A 16,718-nucleotide genomic window follows, 5' to 3' on the forward strand; every position below is an offset into this window, starting at 1 on the left:
AGCGAAGCGCTCTCATCACTAGCCGGTCTTCAGCGCAAGCTCCATGACTTCGGCGCGGCCGACGAGCCCGGCATATTTGCCGATCGGCAAAGGCTTGCCGAGCAGATAGCCCTGCACGCCGTCGCAGCCCTCCTTGGCGAGGAAGGCGAGCTGGTCGACCGTCTCGACGCCCTCGGCGACGATCGACATTTCGAGGCCGTGGCCGAGGTCGATGACGGCGCGGACGATCGCCGCCGATTGCGGATTGCGGCCGAGATTGATGATGAAGGCACGATCGATCTTGATCTTGTCGAACGGGAACGCCTGGAGGTAGCTCAACGACGAATAGCCGCTGCCGAAATCGTCCATGGAAATGCGCACGCCGAGCGCCTTCAGGCGGCGCAGCAGCGCAAGGCCGCGGTCGAAATCCTCGATCAACACGCCTTCCGTGATCTCGAGCTCGAGCCGGCCGGGTGCAAGGCCCGTCTCGATCAGGATCGAATGGACGAGGCCGACCAAGTCGCCGTGCATGAACTGCGCCGGCGACAGATTGACGGCGACCTGCAGCGGCTTCGGCCATGACGCCGCCTCGCGGCAGGCCTCGCGCAGGATCCATTCGCCCATCTCGACGATGAGGCCGCTCTCCTCGGCGATGGGAATGAATTCGGCCGGCGAAACCTGGCCGCGCACCGGATGCTGCCAGCGCGCCAGCGCCTCGAAGCCGATGATCTCGCTCTCGGCGACGCTGTGGCCCGCGGCCCCCTGCGGCTGGAAGGCGAGCGAGAGCTCGCCGTTCTTGACCGCCATGGAGAGGTCCTGGTGCAGCACGCGGCGGTCGCGGATCTGCTGGTCCATCTCGGGCTGGTAGAGGCTGATCGTGCCGCGCGACTTCTGCTTGGCGCGGAACAGCGCCGCGCCGGCATTGGCCAGCAGCGAAGCGCCGTCGGTGCCGTTGTGGGGGAAGACCGACATGCCCGTGGTGATGCCGGCGCGGACCGGCCGGCCGTCGATCTGAAAGTCCTTCGCGACCGCTTCGCCGATCTGCCGCGCCAGCGCGAGGCCGGCCTCGGGCTGCTTGCCGTCGATGATCAGGCCGAACTCGTCCCCGGACAGGCGCGCCACCACGCCGCCGCGTGCGGAATCCTGGAGCCGATGGGCGACCTCGATCAGGAGCTTGTCGCCGAGCGCATGGCCGAAGACGTCGTTGACCTCTTTGAGGCCGTCGAGGTCGACGCAGAGCACGGCGAACTCCTCGCCGGTGCCCTCGCAAGCCTCGATCATCTGGGTCAGCGCCTGCAGGAAGGCGGCGCGATTCGGCAGATCGGTGAGGCCGTCGTGATAGGCCATGTGCGCCATGCGCGACTCGGTCTGCCGGCGGTCGGTGACGTCCTCGTGGGTCTTGATCAGATATTGCGGCTCGCCGGCACCATTGACCACGGTGGCGCGGCGGGTGAGGAACAGCCGCAGGCCGTCCTTGGTGGAGATCGGATGCTCCTCCGTGATCATCCCGCGCTTCCTGATCGCGGCCTCGTCGCGCGCGACGATCAGCTTGGCTTCCTTGGCGTTGAAGATGTCGGACGCGGTCAGGCCGGTGGCTTCCTCGCGCCTGCGGTTGAGGATCGTCTCCGCGCTGCGGTTGGCGAGCAGATAGCGGCCGTCCTTGACCTGCTCCACGATCAACGCAACCGGGATGTTGTCGACCACGAGCTCGAGGAACTTCTTGGTGCTCTCCAGCTCCTGCGACAGCGAGCGGCGGTCGGTGATGTCCTCGAACACCAGCAGCAGAAATCCGGGCTTGTTGGCTTCGTTACGAACTGCGATGCGGATCGAGGCGACCATGCGCCGCTCTCCACCACGCTCGACCTCGAATTCATTGCGGAATTGACCGTCCGGCGAATCGAGCGCGGCACGATCGGTCGCCTCGATGCTGGCGGCCGAGACGGGCACGAACAGCTCGCGTGCATTCTTGCCGACGACGTGATCCCGCGAGAAGCCCCAGAAGCGCTCATAGGCCGTATTCGCGAAGATATAGCGGCCGTCTTCGATGTTCTTGGCGGCGACACACGCCGGTACGTTGTCCAGCACCGTCTCCAGGAATTGCTTGGTGGAGGCGAGCTGTTGCGACAGCCTGCGCTGCTCGGTGACGTCGAGATGAGTCGCCACCGAGCCGCCGTTCGGCAGCACGAAATATTTCACCAGGATGGCCCGGCCGTCGGGCAGCTCCGTGATCAGGCCATTGGCGCTTGCCGCCTTCTGGTAGAATTCGTCATCGGTGACGCCGAGCACTCCGCGTTCGCGGCGCAGCCTCAGGATGTCGTAGCCGGTCATGTTGGGTCGGAGGTCGGATCGCGTCAGGCCATAGATCTCGAGATAGCGGTCGTTGCAGAAGATGACGCGGCGCTGTGCATCCGTCATCACCACGCCCTGGTTGAGATTGTTCATGGCGGAAGAGATGAAGGCGTTGCGCCGCAGCTGCAAACGCCTGGACCGGCGCAGTGAGGAATGGATCCACAGCCCGATCGCGGCGAGGAACGAGCAGACCACGATGCCAGCGATCAGGGTTTCCCAGATCACGCCGGGATCAAGCCTGGTGAGATCGCCCGGAACGGCAAGGCTGTCCGATGCCGCAAAGGCGCGCGCGGGCGCGCCCGTGCCGGCCAGGCATAGCAGGGCCTGCACAGCAATCGAAAGCGTGCCGCCCACGTGCCAGTTCTTCTCAGCCATCAGCCACCCGAGATTTCAACGTCGGATTGTCTGGCCTCGCGGGTTTGGATCGGGTAAACGCCTGTGCGCACAACAGAATAATGTGAAGTGAAATACGGCAATTGCCCTGACATGATAAACGCCTTCTTAACGGAAGCCCCACCTGCGCCGCCGCTCCCGGGCCATGCGCCACCGGTGCTCCCAACCGGCATCCCGCTCAACCATGGATAGGGTCGATTGCGTCGTCATCGGAGCCGGCGTGGTCGGGCTCGCGGTGGCCCGGAAGCTCGCCCAGGCGGGGCGCGAGGTGATCGTGCTCGAGGAAGCCGAGGCGATCGGCACCGTCACCTCCTCGCGCAACAGCGAGGTGATCCATGCCGGCATCTACTACCGGGCCGGGAGCTGGATGGCGCGCATGTGCGTGGCCGGCAAGCACGCGCTCTACCGCTACTGCGCCGAGCGCGGCATTCCGCACAAGAATTGCGGCAAGCTGATCGTCGCGACCAGCCCGAAGGAGACCGAGAAGCTGCAATCGATCAAGGCGCATGCCGAGGCCAACGGCGTGCTCGACATGCAGCTGCTCTCGGGCGAGGCCGCACGCGCGCTGGAGCCGGCGCTCGCCTGCGACGCCGCGCTGCTGTCCCCGTCGACGGGCATCATCGACAGCCACGCCTACATGCTCTCGCTGCGCGGCGAAGCCGAGGACGCCGGCGCGGCTTTCGCGTTTCACACCCCGCTGATCCGCGCCAAGGCGGTGGCGGGCTTCATCGAGATCGATGCCGGCGGCGAGGCACCGATGACGCTGCAATGCAGCCTCCTCGTCAACGCCGCTGGGCTGTCGGCAACTCATGTGGCGCGCAGCATCGACGGCATGCCGCTGGACCGGATTCCGCCGGCCTATCTCGCCAAGGGAAACTACTTCAGCTGCAACGCCAAGGCGCCGTTCTCGCGCCTGATCTATCCGGTGCCAGAGCCCGGCGGCCTCGGGGTGCACTTGACGCTGGACATGGCAGGACAGGCGCGCTTCGGGCCTGACGTCGAATGGATCGAGACGATCGACTACGAGGTCGATCCTTCACGCGCCGAGCGCTTCTATCCCGCGATCCGCAAATACTGGCCGACGCTGCCCGACGGCGCGCTGATGCCGAGCTATTCCGGCATCCGCCCGAAGATCGTGCCGCCGGCCGTGGCCACGCAGGATTTCTTGATGCAGGGCCCGGGCGATCACGGCGTTCCAGGCCTGATCAATCTGTTCGGCATCGAATCGCCGGGACTGACGTCCTCGCTCGCGATCGCCGATCACGTCGCCGAGCTCGCAGACATCGAGAGCGTTTCGAGAAGCGGATAAGTGTGCGCGTCGAGAACCACCGGTCCAAGCAAGAGTAAGCGCCGCGCAAACGTGTTGCACGGTGCACACCTTGCAGCAGGGATGAGCGCGAATGCTCTCATCCCCGCGTGAAGGATGTGATCAACTCTACACTGTCACGGGGGTTACTAGTGGAGCGTGTCGCCAGAGTGCTTCAGACGCTCGATCTGGTCCTTGACCATCAACTTCCGGCGCTTCAACTCAACAATTTGCAGGTCGTCTGTTGAAAGGTGCACGAGAGCTTCGTGCAATTCGTTTTCGAGAAGTTTGTGCTTCCGTTCCAATTCAACGAGATGTGCCTGAATTGTCATTCGAAACCTCCTCGGTAGGGTTGAACCTTTAGGATTCGATCCGGACGACCAAGTCTACATCACCGATTCGTCCTGTCGATGGGGTATCCGTCGTCGCAGCGTCATTTTTGAAAATTCATATGTAACGAAGCGTGACTAAGGAACCACGCCGGAAAAATCCATGATATCAATGCGCCGGCGCACCGCCGCAGCTCCTTGCAGAAAATATGTTGCGGGAGATCGGCGACGAGGGAGCGCAGATCGCTTGCGATCACGCGGCGCAAGGACGATAATTTCCACAGGGCATCCACAGCCCAGATCTCACGCCTATCGGTTTTCGGCCACCGCAGACATGACCAATGAAGATGAGCGTGAGCTCGAAGCCGAGCTCACCCGGTTGCAGCAGGAACACCGAGATCTCGATGCGGCGATCGATGCCTTGCATCAATCGCCCGCCCCCGACCTGTTGCGGTTACAGCGGCTAAAGAAGCGCAAGCTGTTGTTGCGCGACCGCATCGCGTTCATCGAAGACCAGATTACCCCCGACATCATCGCCTGAATATGTGCCGGCGCCCGCCGGATGAATCCGCTTGACTCGACTAGAACAAAAGAGGAACATTCCCGCACGCCCCCACACCTCTGAGAACGCCCGAGCACGAGCCACGAGGAGACAACGCAGATGTCGGCAACCGCCCTTCTCGACAACAGCCATTATGAACAGGCCTGCGATCAGGCGATCGCGATGTGCGACGGCAATCTGCGCAGCACCATCAAGGCGCTGATCATGGCCAACGAATATCTGGAAGCCGAGCTGGAGGAATTGCAGGCGGCGATTTCCGCCGGCTGCATTCCGGAGACCTCGCGCAGCCAGATGCGGAGCAAGAGCAGCGCCGCCTGATATCAGCATTGGAGCAACGCCATGTCGGATGTGACCTATTACGTTGCAATGCCCTTCTTGATCGATGACGACGGATCACCCGTGGCAGGCGCGGCAGAGGAATGTCAGTCCTCGACGGCGGCGCTGCGACGCGCAGAGATGCTGGCGCGCGGCGCCGGACATATCGGCGCGGTCGCGTTCAGCCGCACCGGCGACCCCATGACCGGCGAATTCGGCGACGCGACGCTGCTGCGCAAGTTCGGCAACGTGCCGGAAGATCTCGCCACCCTCTAGTAGCGCTCGCCAGACTAGCGCTCGCCGCCGACCAGCCTGATCCGCGGCTCGTGCCGGCGGCTCGCCTTGCGCACATACATGGCGGAATCCGCCTCCTCCAAGGCGCGGCCTGCAGCGGATTGCGGACCGAGCAGCGCGACGCCGGCCGAGGCGCCCGCGGTCACGTGCTGGCCGCGAAAAACGAATGACAATTCGTCGATCGCCTGCTCCAAGGCCGCGGCTTTCGCCTTGGCATCGGTCTCACTGAGATTCCAGAGCAGCAGCGCGAACTCGTCGCCGCCGAGGCGGCCGATCACGTCGGAGGCGCGGACCTGTCGCATCAACGTGGCGACGATGGCCTTGAGCACCTCATCGCCGGCGGCATGACCGAAGGAATCGTTGATCGGCTTCAACCGATCGACGTCGAGCACGATCAGCGCCCCGCTGGCGCGGTAGCGCTTCATATAGGCGATGGCGCGCGCGAGCTCGCGCTCGAAACCGCGCCGGTTGGGGATCTCGAGCAGAAAATCGGTGTCGGCGGCCGCCTCGAGCTCCGCGATCCGCAGCAGGGCTGCCTTGAGCTTGCTCCTGAGGCCGCGGATGATCGCCTTGCTGTCATCGGCAGCCGGCGCGCTGCGCAAGGCCGGTTTGGCCGCGCTCGAAACGGCATTGGATCGGCCGGCTCTCATGTTCCGGCCCTTTCCGGCCTTCGCAGGGCCCGCCCTTTTTGGTTTCTTCATGGGCATCCTGCTCAATGAAGGCTTGCGGGGATTCACCAAGACAGGATAGTGGATTCCCTTCTCCTTGCCACCGCCTTGCGAGCCGCCGGCCGGAATCGTTAATCTGGCCTATCTCTCTGTTTTTCTGGGCACAATTGACGTCATGACCGCGCCGATCGCCATCATCATGGGAAGCCAGTCGGACTGGGACACGATGCGGCACGCCGCCGACACGCTTGACGCGCTCGGCATTGCCTCAGACAGCCGCATCGTCTCGGCCCACCGCACGCCCGACCGGCTATTCGCATTCGCCAAGGCCGCCAAGGCCGCAGGCCACAAGGTCATCATCGCCGGCGCCGGCGGCGCGGCCCATCTGCCCGGCATGGCGGCGGCCCTGACGGAACTCCCCGTCTTCGGCGTTCCCGTCGAATCCAAGACGCTCAAGGGCGTCGATTCGCTCTATTCGATCGTCCAGATGCCCGCGGGCATCCCGGTCGGCACCCTCGCCATCGGCAAGGCCGGCGCGATCAATGCCGCGCTGCTGGCAGCCGCCGTGCTGGCATTGTCCGACCCGGCCCTGTCGGATCGCCTCGCCGCCTGGCGCAAGGCCCAGACCGAAGCGGTCGCCGAGCGGCCGGAGGACAAGGCGTGACGGACACAAGGCGTGTGAAGCTGAAGCCCGGTGACACCATCGGAATCCTCGGCGGGGGACAATTGGGCCGGATGCTGGCCATGGCCGCGGCGCGGCTCGGCCTGCGCTGCCAGGTGTTCTCGCCAGATCCGGATTCGCCCGCTTTCGACGTCGTGCTGAACGCGACCTGCGCCGAATATGCCGACGTCGAGGCGCTCGAATTGTTCGCCCACGATGTCGACGTCATCACCTACGAATTCGAGAACGTCCCGGCGGCAGCGGCGCTGGTGTTGGACGCGCGCCGCCCGGTGCTGCCCAACCGCAAGATCCTCGAGACCACCCAGGACCGGCTCGCCGAGAAGGATTTCGTGACGAAGCTCGGGATCGGCGTTGCCGCCTATGCCGACGTCACCTCCGTCTCCTCGCTGCGCGAGGCGATCACCAGGATCGGCCTTCCGGCGGTGCTGAAAACCCGCCGCTTCGGCTATGACGGCAAGGGCCAGGCCATCATCCGCGAGGGCGACGACGTCGCGAAGGTGTGGACCAGCCTCGCCACCAAATCGGCGATCCTGGAGGCTTTCGTGCCCTATGAGCGCGAGATCTCCGTGATCGCCGCACGCGCGGCCACGGGCGAGGTCGAGTGCTTCGACGTCACCGAGAACGAGCACCGCGACCACATCCTGAAGATATCGCGTGCGCCCGCGCCGATCCCTGACTCGCTCGCCGAGGAGGCGCGCAGCATCGCGAGCAAAATCGCAAGCGCGCTCGACTATGTCGGCGTGCTCGCGGTCGAAATGTTCGTGCTGAGCAACGGCACCGGACCGAAGGTGCTGGTCAACGAGATCGCGCCGCGCGTGCACAATTCCGGGCACTGGACGCTCGACGGCGCCTCCGTCTCGCAGTTCGAGCAGCACATCCGCGCCATCGCCGGCTGGCCGCTCGGCAAGCCGGTGCGCCACGGCGAAATCGTCACCTTGACCAACCTGATCGGCGACGAGATCAACGATTATGAAAAGTGGATGAGCGTGCCGGGCGCGACCGTGCACATCTACGGCAAGGGCGCGCCGCGCCCCGGCCGCAAGATGGGCCACGTGACGGAAGTCAGGCCGCCCCGGGACAAGTGACGGGATCGCAGCAAAGGCTGCAATCCCGCCGGGTGATTGTGACTACGCCGTCTTTGCGCCGGCGACGACGCCGGTCGGCTCCTCGCTGAGCCAGCGATAGATCACCCCGCCGAGCGCACCGCCGATCAGCGGCGCGACCCAGAACAGCCAGAGCTGCGACAGCGCCCAGCCGCCGACGAACAGCGCCGGGCCGGTGCTGCGGGCCGGGTTCACCGAGGTGTTGGTGACGGGAATGCTGACGAGATGGATCATCACCAGCGCGAGCCCGATCGCCAGCGGTGCGAAACCCGCCGGCGCGCGGCCATGGGTCGCCCCCATGATGATGAACAGGAACATCATGGTCATCACCACCTCGGTGAGGAAGCACACGATCATGCTGTACTGGCCGGGCGAATGCGCATCATAGCCGTTGGAGGCAAAGCCCTTGCTGACGTCGAAGCCGGGTGCCCCGCTCGCAATGACATAGAGCAGCCAGGCGGCAATGATCGCGCCCGCCACCTGGGCGACGACGTAAGGCAGAATCTGCCCCGCCGGAAAACGGCCACCGGCGGCAAGACCGACCGTGACGGCCGGGTTGAGATGGCAGCCGGAGATGTGGCCGATCGCGTAGGCCATGGTGACGACGCTCAATCCAAAGGCCAGGGACACGCCGACCAGCCCGATCCCGACCTGCGGGAAGCCGGCGGCGATCACCGCGCTTCCGCAGCCCGCGAATGTGAGCCAGAAGGTGCCGATGGCTTCCGCCGCGTATTTTTTGACGTCCATTGTGGTCCCCTCATTGCAAAGATTCCGGAACAAAGCTCCGGCGCGGCCCCGTCCGCGGCGCCAAACCGCCCAAATCGGGGCCGCATGGAGGTATTTTCGCCGCATTTAATGGCCGAACTTGGCCCGAAAACCCGCTTGGCCGGTGGACATCTGCGGTTTTGTCTGATACATCCGCGCGCTCAAGGTTAAGGGCTTGCGCGTTTCGCCATCCCCTTTGACTTACCAGAATTCAAATCCGATCCACCTGAAGAGGATGCCGCGTGCAGGTTCTCGTTCGCGATAACAATGTTGATCAAGCCCTCAAGGCGCTGAAGAAGAAGATGCAGCGCGAGGGAATTTTCCGCGAGATGAAGCTCCGCGGTCACTACGAGAAGCCCTCCGAGAAGAAGGCCCGCGAAAAGGCCGAAGCCGTGCGCCGTGCGCGCAAGCTGGCCCGCAAGAAGCTGCAGCGCGAAGGCCTGCTGCCGATGAAGCCGAAGCCGGTGTTCGGCGCCGGCCCGGGCGGTGATCGCGGCGGTCGTGGCGGTCCCGGCGCAGGTCCGCGCGGACCGCGCTGAGCCGATTCAGCAAGACTTTAGTTTTCGATGACGCGGGCCCCGGGCCCGCGTTATTGTTTTGAGGACTTGTCGGATCAAGCTCTAGCGCGAGCCAACCGTTGATGGCCTCCCCTTTCCCCCAGCGCGGCCTTCCGCGACGGCGCCGGATCTGGCAGCCGCCGCTCGCGGCGGCCCTGACGGGGATCGTGCTGTGCGGCTGCTCGTTCGATCTGGGATCGCTGATGCCAGAGAAGGACAAGCCGCAGGAGCCGCCCAAGGCCGCCGCACCGGCCGAGAGCGCGGTGAGCGCCGGCAACGTCACCGAAGCCCAGGCCCATACCGCGAAGGCCCAGTCCCTGGCGAAGTCAGGCGAAACCGCGGCGGCGCTCGACGAGTTCAATCGCGCGATCGGCCTCGATCCCTACAATGCGCAGGCGCTCTATGGTCGCGCCCTGATCTACCAGGGCAACAACCAGCACGACTTCGCCATCGCCGATTTCAGCGCCGCCAGCGGACTCAACCCGCAAAAGGCCGAGCCGCTGCTCGGTCGCGCCAACAGCTATCTCGCGCTCGGCAAGGTCAAGGAGGCCGCAGCCGATCTCGATGAAGCCTCCGAGGCCGATCCTAACAATGCCCAGGTCTGGACCGCACGCGGTCAGGCCTATGAGCGGCTGGGCGACAAGGCCAAGGCGGCGGCGTCCTACACCAAGGCGGTTGCGCTTCGTCCACGCGACGAACCCGCCCGCAGCGGTCTCGCCCGCGTCGGCGGCTGACGGTCCCGAGCTGAATTCTAATCGGGCGTGGCGTTCTTGGGCAGAACGGCGTTGAACATCGACTTCATGCCCGACAGCATCTCGTCGGCGACATTGGTCTTCTTCGGTCGCGGCAGGGCGGCGCCCGCATCGGCACGCAGGTCGAGCGGCGGTGCGATGATCGGCACGGGAATGTCGGCCGGCGGCGTCACCCGATTCGGATCGTCGTCGCCGATCGAGGCCGTGTAGGGCGGAGTGGACCCCCCATTGCCATAGGTCTCGGGTGACGGCGTGGAGACATTGATCGGCGGCGGCAGCGGCCGGACTGCGGACGGCTCCACATTGACACCCCGGGGCGCTTCCGGCGTGCGGGCGGCGTCCCGCACCGCAGGCTCTGCCGGCCGCTCGGCCGACTTGGGATCCACGGCGCGAGCCTCGGCCGGCTTGGTCTCGGACGCTCTGGCCTCGGCAGCCTTGCCCTCGGGCGACTTGCGCAGACGCTCGATCGCAGCACGCGCCAGATCGTTGGCGTCGGGGTTTGCGGCCGGGGATGCCGCCGTCGGGGCCGAATTGGCCTCAACCACGGGAGCGGAAGCAGCCGGTCCGGGTTTCGCCGCCGCCTTGTCGCGGGCAGAGGGACGGCCGCGCGGGCCGGTGTCAGCGGGAGCCACGTCTGCGGCCTTGGTCTCGGCGGCCGGCGGATGATCGGCCGGCTTCTCGACTGCCGCCTTGTCCGTCACGCTCTTCTCGGGGATGCCTTTGGCCTTGACGCCGGGGGCGGGAAGGTTGGCGGTATCGGTGGGCTTGCCGTCGCTGCCGGTCTGGGCAGGCGCGGTCACGGCGGCTGGGGTGTCGGCGGCCGGCTTGGCGTTGATGTAATGATTGACGATGTAGGCCCCGATGATCGTCGCGAGCACCGAGGGGAAAATATCCATCGAAATTTTTGCGAGGTATTTCAGCATTCCGACCACACTCCCCGCGCGACCTGATGCGGGAACTTTAGGGCATTGTGAGGGATCAACTGCGACGGATCGATGGCAAACGGGGCGTGACCCTAGCGTTTCAGCTCAATTTCAAGGAACACGATCTCAGTTGAGGTTTCGTTAAGTACGTCATGCTGGACGCCGGCCTTGCGGAAATAGGATTTCCCGGCGGCAAGCTGCGCCTTTGACCTTTCGCCATTGGGCGCGACGATGGTCATCTCGCCGGCAGCGACCGGAACGATCACATAGTCCATGCCGTGGGTGTGATGGCCGGTGGCGCTGCCGGGGGCAAGCCGCCATTCCGTCACCCGGACCTCTTCGTTGTCGACCTGAACCTCGGACCTGGCGGCAAGCATGAGCACTATCCCTTACGGCACGAAAACCATGAATACGTAGACCGCAAATACCACCATGTGAACCAGCCCGAACAGGACATTGGTCCTGCCCGTACCGAAGGTCAGCATGCTCAGGAAGAAGGTCAGAAGCAAAAGTACGCTGCCCTGGGCGTTGAGGCCGAGCTCGAGCTGCTTGTCGAGCGCATAGGTGGCGACGCCGACGGCCGGGATCGTCAGCCCGATGGTCGCCAGCGACGATCCCAGCGCGAGGTTGATGCTCTTCTGGAGGTCGTTCTTGCGGGCCGCGGACACAGCCGCGACGCCTTCCGGCATCAGGATCAGGAGCGCGACCAGAAGTCCGGTAAAGGCCGGCGGCGCACCGATCTTGACCGCAACGGCGTCCACCACCAGCGAGAACTTCTTGGAGAGCAGCACGACCGCCAGCAGCGAGACCAGGAGCAGTACCACGGTGAGCGCGAGTGCCCCGGCCGACCCGTGCGCCGCCCCGCCCTCGCCGTCCGCACGGTCATGCACGAAGTAATCCTTGTGCAGGACGGTCTGGGTGTAGAGAAACACCGCATAGAGCGCCAGCGTGACCACGTCGACGAAACCGAGCTGGACCGCCGAATAGACCGGCCCCGGGGTGGTGGTGGTGTAGTTCGGCAGGATCAGCGTGATGGTCGCGAGCGCGAACAGCACGCTGAGATAGACGTTGGCACCGGAGAGCTGGAAGCCCTGCTCGCGATAGCGCAGGCCGCCGATGAAGATGCAGAGCCCGACGAGGCCGTTGCAGACGATCATGACCACGGCGAACACGGTGTCGCGGGCCAGCGCCGGAGCAGGCTTGTCGCCCAGCATGATCGTGGTGATCAGCGCGACCTCGATGATGGTCACCGAGAGCGTCAGCACCAGCGTGCCGTAGGGTTCGCCGACCCTCTCCGCGATCACCTCGGCATGATGAACCGCGGCGAACACCGTGCCGAACAGGATGACCAGGAGGACGATTGCGAAGAGCAGTCCGCCGAACGACAGCGTAAACTCGTATTCCGTCGCGCTGACGGCCGCAAACAGCAGCACGGCCAGTGCCGGAAAGACCCAAGCCGACCTCGGGATCGGATCATGCGCGCTCATCCACCGGCTCCAATTGCGACAACGAGCAGTAGCAAATCGGCCGGCAGATTCAATCCCAGTGCAGGAACGGCGCGACCGGCAGGAACGTCAGCAACAGGAACAGGGGGATCAGCACGGCGCCCGCGCGCAGGAAATAACCGAAGAAGCTCGGCATCTCGACGCCGTTCTCGCGCGCGATGCTGCTCACCATGAAGTTCGGGGCGTTGCCGATATAGGTGAGCGCCCCCATGTAGACGGCTCCCATCGAGATCGAGGCGAGCGTGCCAGTGAGCTGATGCATCAGCACGTGCGGGTCGCCGCCGGCGAGCTCGAAGAACAACAGATAGGTCGGCGCATTGTCGAGGAATGCCGACATCAGGCCGGTGAACCAGAAATAGACGACCTCGCGCGGCGCGCCGTCCGGCGCGGTCACCGCCGACAGCAGCCAGGCGAACGCCCCGCGATGGCCGGCATTGAGCATGGCGATGACCGGGATGATGGCGACGAAGATGCCCGCGAACAGTTTCGCCACCTCGCGGATCGGCTCCCAGGTGAAGCCATTGGCTTGCCTGTGCTCGTCGGGCGTCAGCCATAGCGACAGCGCCGCAATGGCCAGCAGCGCCAGATTGCGCGCGATGTCTTCCAGCTCCAGCTTGGTGCCGAGAATGTCGAGCGCGATGCCGGACTTCCACATCGCCGACAACAGCAGGCTGGCGACGATGGCCGCAATCAGCACCAGATTGACGAGGCCTCGGATGCGGACAGGCTTGGCAGAACCGGCCTCGCTGGGCGGCGGCTCGGCGCGGAAATGCCAGGCGTCGATCGCCACGAATAGGGCGAGCAGCAGCCCGGCCACGATCGCCGTTTGCAACCAGATGGTCCGCGTCGTCCAGAAGAAGTCGACACCATGCAGGAAGCCGACGAACAGCGGGGGATCGCCGAGCGGGGTCAGCGCGCCGCCGACATTGGCGACCAGGATGATGAAGAAGATGAAGACGTGCATGTTGTGGCGCCGCGCGCGGTTGGCGCGGATCAGGGGCCGGATCAGGATCATCGCGGCACCGGTGGTGCCGACCACGCTGGCCCCCAACGTGCCGAGCGCGAGAATTCCCACATTGGTCGCCGGTGAGGCCTTGATGTCGCCGGTGATCAGAATGCCGCCGGACACGACGTAGAGCGAGAACAGCAGCAAGATGAAGCCGAGATATTCGGTGAGCATGGCGTGAACGAGCGCGGCCAGCGTCGCCGCAACGCCGGCAAAGACCACCAGAGCGGCGAGCGCCAGCAGCGACCAGGCAGCAGCGATCTTGCCGTAATGATGGTGCCAGATCCTTGCGAACAGCAGCGGCCCCAGCGCGATCGAGAGCAACAAGCCGCCAAAGGGCAGCGCGTATGGCCAGCGCATCGCCGCGCCGTCGAGCCCGGTCGCTGCAAACGCATTCTGCGGCAGAAGAACCAGGCAGCAGACGATCAGCGGCGAAATGCAGCGTGCATACGGACGGTCAATTGCCAATGAAGCCTCTCGCCGTTTCGATCGCGCCATATTGATCGAGATTGTCGTGCCCGCCGCCCTCCATGCGAACGAACCGCTTGGGCTCGCGGGCGAGCGCGAACAGACGCTCTCCGAACACGATCGATATGGCAAGGTCGTTGGTGCCATGCATGATGAGCAGCGGCACCGTGACGCGCGGCATGCGCTGGTCCGAATGGAACGGATCGCGCATCAGAAGGCGGACCGGTACGAACCAGAACGATGACCCCGCAATGTCGGCGGTCGACGTATAGGGCGCCTCCAGGATGAGTTTGCCAATGCGATGCTCCGAGGCGAGCGCGACCGCGACGCCCGTCCCGAGCGAAAAGCCCCAGGCGACGATTCGTTCCGCTGCATAGCGCGCGGTGGTGAAGGCGTAGGCGGCTGCAGCGTCGCGCAGCAGGCCCTGCTCGCTCGGCATCCCGCTCGAGCCGCCATAGCCGCGATAGGACAGCGCAACGAGGCCGGTGCCGTCGGCGGTCATCGCCTTGAAACGGCCGACGCGGCCGGCGAGAAAATCGCCATTGCCGTGAAAGTAGAGGATCACCGAACGACCGGGCTTGGCCGGCACGTGCCAGACGATGACCCGCTCGCCATCGGACGTGGTCAGGACATGCTCTTCGGCCTCGGGAAGACCCGCGGCACCGGGTGCGGTGCGGCCGACGGGCGGGATCGGAAACAGCATCTCGCGCTGTCGGACGTACAGCACGAGGAGACCGGCGCAATAGACGGTCACGAGCACGATGGCGATCCACTTGACGATGCTCATCATTGCGCGGCCGGTCCCTCGATTGAGACCTACGGCTTGCGACGGCTCCGCAGCAATTTCATGACGTCGGGCCGCAGGCTCGCCGGAACGTCGCGGCAGCCGCACGCCGCCTTGTGGGCAGCGTGCCAGGCGATGCGCTGCTCGCGCGTCGCTTTGGGCGGCATGCGATGGGACCGGTGCCATTCCTTGTTGATGGCCACGGTCCGCGTGCCTGGCGCTACATCGCCTTGACGATGTTCTCGGTGACCTTCTTGGCGTCGCCGAGCAGCATCATGGTGTTGTCGCGGTAGAACAGCGGATTGTCGATGCCGGCATAGCCCGACGCCAGCGAGCGCTTGATGAACATCACCGTGCCGGCCTTCCAGACCTGGAGCACCGGCATGCCGTAGATCGGCGAGGTCTTGTCCTCTTCGGCCGCCGGGTTGGTGACGTCGTTGGCGCCGATCACGAAGGCGATGTCGGCCTGCGCGAACTCGGAGTTGATGTCCTCGAGCTCGAACACCTCGTCATAGGGCACGTTGGCTTCGGCCAGCAGCACGTTCATGTGGCCGGGCATGCGGCCGGCGACCGGGTGAATGGCGTATTTCACCTCGACGCCTTCCTTCTTCAGCATGTCCGCCATCTCGCGCAGCGCGTGCTGGGCCTGCGCCACCGCCATGCCGTAGCCGGGCACGATGATGACCTTGGAGGCGTTCTTCATGATGAAGGCGGCATCGTCCGCCGAGCCGAGCTTGGCCGGCTTCTGCTCGCCCGTGGCCCCACCGGCAGCAGCCGTCTCGCCGCCGAAGCCGCCGAGAATCACCGAGATGAAGGACCGGTTCATCGCGTGGCACATGATGTAGGACAGGATCGCGCCGCTCGATCCGACCAGCGCGCCGGTGATGATCAGCGCGGAATTGCCGAGCGTGAAGCCGATGCCGGCGGCCGCCCAACCCGAATAGGAGTTCAGCATCGAGATCACGACCGGCATGTCGGCGCCGCCGATCGGGATGATCATGAGCACGCCGAGCACCAGCGCGATGATGGTGATCAGCCAGAAATCGACCGCGCTGCCGGAGCGGACCAGGCCGACGATGAAGAACACCAGGGCCAGCGCCAGCGCGATGTTGATGGCGTGGCGGAACGGCAGGATGATCGGCGCGCCGCTCATGCGGGCGGACAGCTTGAGGAACGCGATCACCGAGCCGGTGAAGGTCAGCGCGCCGATGGCGACGCCGAGCGACATCTCGACCAGGCTGGAGGCATGGATGTTGCCGGGCGTGCCGATGTCGAAGGCCTCGGGTGCGTAGAACGCGCCGGCGGCGACCAGCACCGCGGCCATGCCGACCAGCGAATGGAAGGCGGCGACCAGTTCCGGCATCGAGGTCATCGGCACGCGGCGGGCGATCACCGCGCCGATGCCGCCGCCGATCGCGACCGCGAGGATCACGAGGACCCAGGCAACCCCATCCGCCGGCGGATGGCTCGCGAGCGTGGTGGCGACCGCGATCGCCATGCCGATCATGCCGAACAGGTTGCCCTGGCGCGAGGTTGCCGGGCTCGACAGCCCGCGCAGCGACAGGATGAACAGCACCCCCGCCACGAGATACAAGAATGCAGAGAGATTGGCGCTCATCTCAGGTCCCCATTGATCTCTTCAGCCCGAGGTGGCCGCTTACTTCGACTTCTTCTTGTACATCGCCAGCATGCGCTGGGTGACAAGGAAGCCGCCGAAGATGTTGACGCAGGCGAAGACGAGCGCAACGAAGCCGAAGCCGCGCGCCCAGCCCGAGCCGCTCGAAACCATGCCGACGCCGACGGCGAGCAGCGCGCCGACCACGATCACCGAGGAGATCGCGTTGGTCACGCTCATCAGCGGCGTGTGCAGCGCCGGCGTCACCGACCAGACCACGAAATAGCCGACGAAGACGGCGAGGACGAAGATCGACAGCCGGAAGATGAAGGGGTCGACGACCTGTGCGGCGTGCTCCATGGC

20 protein-coding genes are annotated in these 16,718 nt (G+C 65.2%); 8 read left to right on the forward strand and 12 right to left on the reverse strand.

Annotated elements, in window-relative coordinates:
• Positions 1-18 precede the first annotated feature (18 nt).
• On the reverse strand, positions 19-2,703 hold the full coding sequence (locus tag AC24YW_RS06130) for a sensor domain-containing protein (RefSeq protein ID WP_487481905.1): 2,685 nt from the start codon (positions 2,701-2,703) through the stop codon (positions 19-21).
• A gap of 202 nt (positions 2,704-2,905) precedes the next feature.
• On the opposite strand from AC24YW_RS06130, the gene AC24YW_RS06135 reads away from it, so the two are divergent.
• Positions 2,906-4,030, forward strand: coding sequence for an NAD(P)/FAD-dependent oxidoreductase (locus AC24YW_RS06135; protein WP_487481906.1), 1,125 nt, complete (start codon positions 2,906-2,908; stop codon positions 4,028-4,030).
• A 146-nt stretch (positions 4,031-4,176) separates the two neighbouring features.
• Here the strand turns inward: AC24YW_RS06135 and AC24YW_RS06140 are convergent, their stop codons facing one another.
• Positions 4,177-4,359 carry a YdcH family protein gene (locus AC24YW_RS06140; RefSeq protein ID WP_166813410.1) on the reverse strand — a complete coding sequence of 61 codons (183 nt, stop codon included), beginning with the start codon at positions 4,357-4,359 and terminating at the stop codon, positions 4,177-4,179.
• Between the two features lie 331 nt (positions 4,360-4,690).
• Here AC24YW_RS06140 and AC24YW_RS06145 point away from each other — a divergent pair, with 331 nt between their 5' ends.
• The 3 genes from AC24YW_RS06145 (at position 4,691) to AC24YW_RS06155 (ending at position 5,509) form a co-directional block, all read left to right on the forward strand.
• Complete coding sequence (locus AC24YW_RS06145; protein WP_008546179.1) at positions 4,691-4,897, forward strand: YdcH family protein; 207 nt, start codon at positions 4,691-4,693, stop codon at positions 4,895-4,897.
• A gap of 120 nt (positions 4,898-5,017) precedes the next feature.
• Positions 5,018-5,236 carry a hypothetical protein gene (locus AC24YW_RS06150; protein WP_487481907.1) on the forward strand — a complete coding sequence of 73 codons (219 nt, stop codon included), beginning with the start codon at positions 5,018-5,020 and terminating at the stop codon, positions 5,234-5,236.
• A gap of 21 nt (positions 5,237-5,257) precedes the next feature.
• Complete coding sequence (locus tag AC24YW_RS06155; protein ID WP_487481908.1) at positions 5,258-5,509, forward strand: hypothetical protein; 252 nt, start codon at positions 5,258-5,260, stop codon at positions 5,507-5,509.
• 14 nt (positions 5,510-5,523) lie between these two features.
• On the opposite strand, the gene AC24YW_RS06160 is transcribed toward AC24YW_RS06155, so the two are convergent.
• Complete coding sequence (locus AC24YW_RS06160) at positions 5,524-6,228, reverse strand: GGDEF domain-containing protein (RefSeq protein WP_487481909.1); 705 nt, start codon at positions 6,226-6,228, stop codon at positions 5,524-5,526.
• Between the two features lie 142 nt (positions 6,229-6,370).
• On the opposite strand from AC24YW_RS06160, the gene purE reads away from it, so the two are divergent.
• Both purE and AC24YW_RS06170 read left to right on the forward strand, forming a co-directional pair.
• A complete protein-coding gene (gene purE / locus AC24YW_RS06165) occupies positions 6,371-6,859 on the forward strand; it encodes a 5-(carboxyamino)imidazole ribonucleotide mutase (protein WP_487481910.1) in 489 nt (162 codons plus the stop codon).
• Positions 6,856-7,962: a 5-(carboxyamino)imidazole ribonucleotide synthase gene (locus AC24YW_RS06170; RefSeq protein ID WP_487481911.1), complete on the forward strand. Its 1,107-nt coding sequence runs from the start codon at positions 6,856-6,858 to the stop codon at positions 7,960-7,962. The genes purE and AC24YW_RS06170 overlap by 4 nt, the downstream gene beginning before the upstream one ends.
• A gap of 42 nt (positions 7,963-8,004) precedes the next feature.
• Here AC24YW_RS06170 and aqpZ read toward each other — a convergent pair whose 3' ends face one another.
• Positions 8,005-8,727, reverse strand: coding sequence for an aquaporin Z (gene aqpZ, locus AC24YW_RS06175; RefSeq protein WP_487481912.1), 723 nt, complete (start codon positions 8,725-8,727; stop codon positions 8,005-8,007).
• A gap of 260 nt (positions 8,728-8,987) precedes the next feature.
• On the opposite strand from aqpZ, the gene rpsU reads away from it, so the two are divergent.
• Both rpsU and AC24YW_RS06185 read left to right on the forward strand, forming a co-directional pair.
• Entirely contained in the window at positions 8,988-9,284 is a 297-nt protein-coding gene (gene rpsU, locus AC24YW_RS06180; RefSeq protein WP_008546194.1) for a 30S ribosomal protein S21, read from the forward strand.
• Between the two features lie 101 nt (positions 9,285-9,385).
• The gene (locus tag AC24YW_RS06185) at positions 9,386-10,036 is read left to right on the forward strand and encodes a tetratricopeptide repeat protein (RefSeq protein ID WP_487481913.1); all 651 of its coding nucleotides are present in this window, start codon (positions 9,386-9,388) and stop codon (positions 10,034-10,036) included.
• A 17-nt stretch (positions 10,037-10,053) separates the two neighbouring features.
• Here AC24YW_RS06185 and AC24YW_RS06190 read toward each other — a convergent pair whose 3' ends face one another.
• The 8 genes from AC24YW_RS06190 to AC24YW_RS06225 all read right to left on the reverse strand — a co-directional run bounded on the left by AC24YW_RS06190 (position 10,054) and on the right by AC24YW_RS06225 (position 16,715).
• Complete coding sequence (locus AC24YW_RS06190; RefSeq protein WP_487481914.1) at positions 10,054-10,977, reverse strand: hypothetical protein; 924 nt, start codon at positions 10,975-10,977, stop codon at positions 10,054-10,056.
• Between the two features lie 92 nt (positions 10,978-11,069).
• Positions 11,070-11,354, reverse strand: coding sequence for a cupin domain-containing protein (locus AC24YW_RS06195; protein WP_487481915.1), 285 nt, complete (start codon positions 11,352-11,354; stop codon positions 11,070-11,072).
• A gap of 12 nt (positions 11,355-11,366) precedes the next feature.
• Positions 11,367-12,464 (reverse strand): calcium:cation antiporter, encoded by a 1,098-nt coding sequence (locus AC24YW_RS06200; RefSeq protein ID WP_487481916.1) that lies wholly within the window; start codon positions 12,462-12,464, stop codon positions 11,367-11,369.
• 49 nt (positions 12,465-12,513) lie between these two features.
• The gene (locus AC24YW_RS06205) at positions 12,514-13,848 is read right to left on the reverse strand and encodes a sodium:proton antiporter (RefSeq protein WP_487482577.1); all 1,335 of its coding nucleotides are present in this window, start codon (positions 13,846-13,848) and stop codon (positions 12,514-12,516) included.
• Between the two features lie 97 nt (positions 13,849-13,945).
• Positions 13,946-14,743 (reverse strand): alpha/beta hydrolase, encoded by a 798-nt coding sequence (locus AC24YW_RS06210; protein ID WP_487482578.1) that lies wholly within the window; start codon positions 14,741-14,743, stop codon positions 13,946-13,948.
• A 29-nt stretch (positions 14,744-14,772) separates the two neighbouring features.
• On the reverse strand, positions 14,773-14,943 hold the full coding sequence (locus tag AC24YW_RS06215; protein ID WP_271503798.1) for a hypothetical protein: 171 nt from the start codon (positions 14,941-14,943) through the stop codon (positions 14,773-14,775).
• Between the two features lie 17 nt (positions 14,944-14,960).
• A complete protein-coding gene (locus AC24YW_RS06220) occupies positions 14,961-16,358 on the reverse strand; it encodes an NAD(P)(+) transhydrogenase (Re/Si-specific) subunit beta (RefSeq protein WP_487481917.1) in 1,398 nt (465 codons plus the stop codon).
• Between the two features lie 39 nt (positions 16,359-16,397).
• The gene (locus tag AC24YW_RS06225) at positions 16,398-16,715 is read right to left on the reverse strand and encodes a proton-translocating transhydrogenase family protein (RefSeq protein WP_035998681.1); all 318 of its coding nucleotides are present in this window, start codon (positions 16,713-16,715) and stop codon (positions 16,398-16,400) included.
• Positions 16,716-16,718: the final 3 nt, after the last annotated feature.

The sequence above is a fragment of the Bradyrhizobium sp. USDA3516 genome (assembly GCF_057651995.1).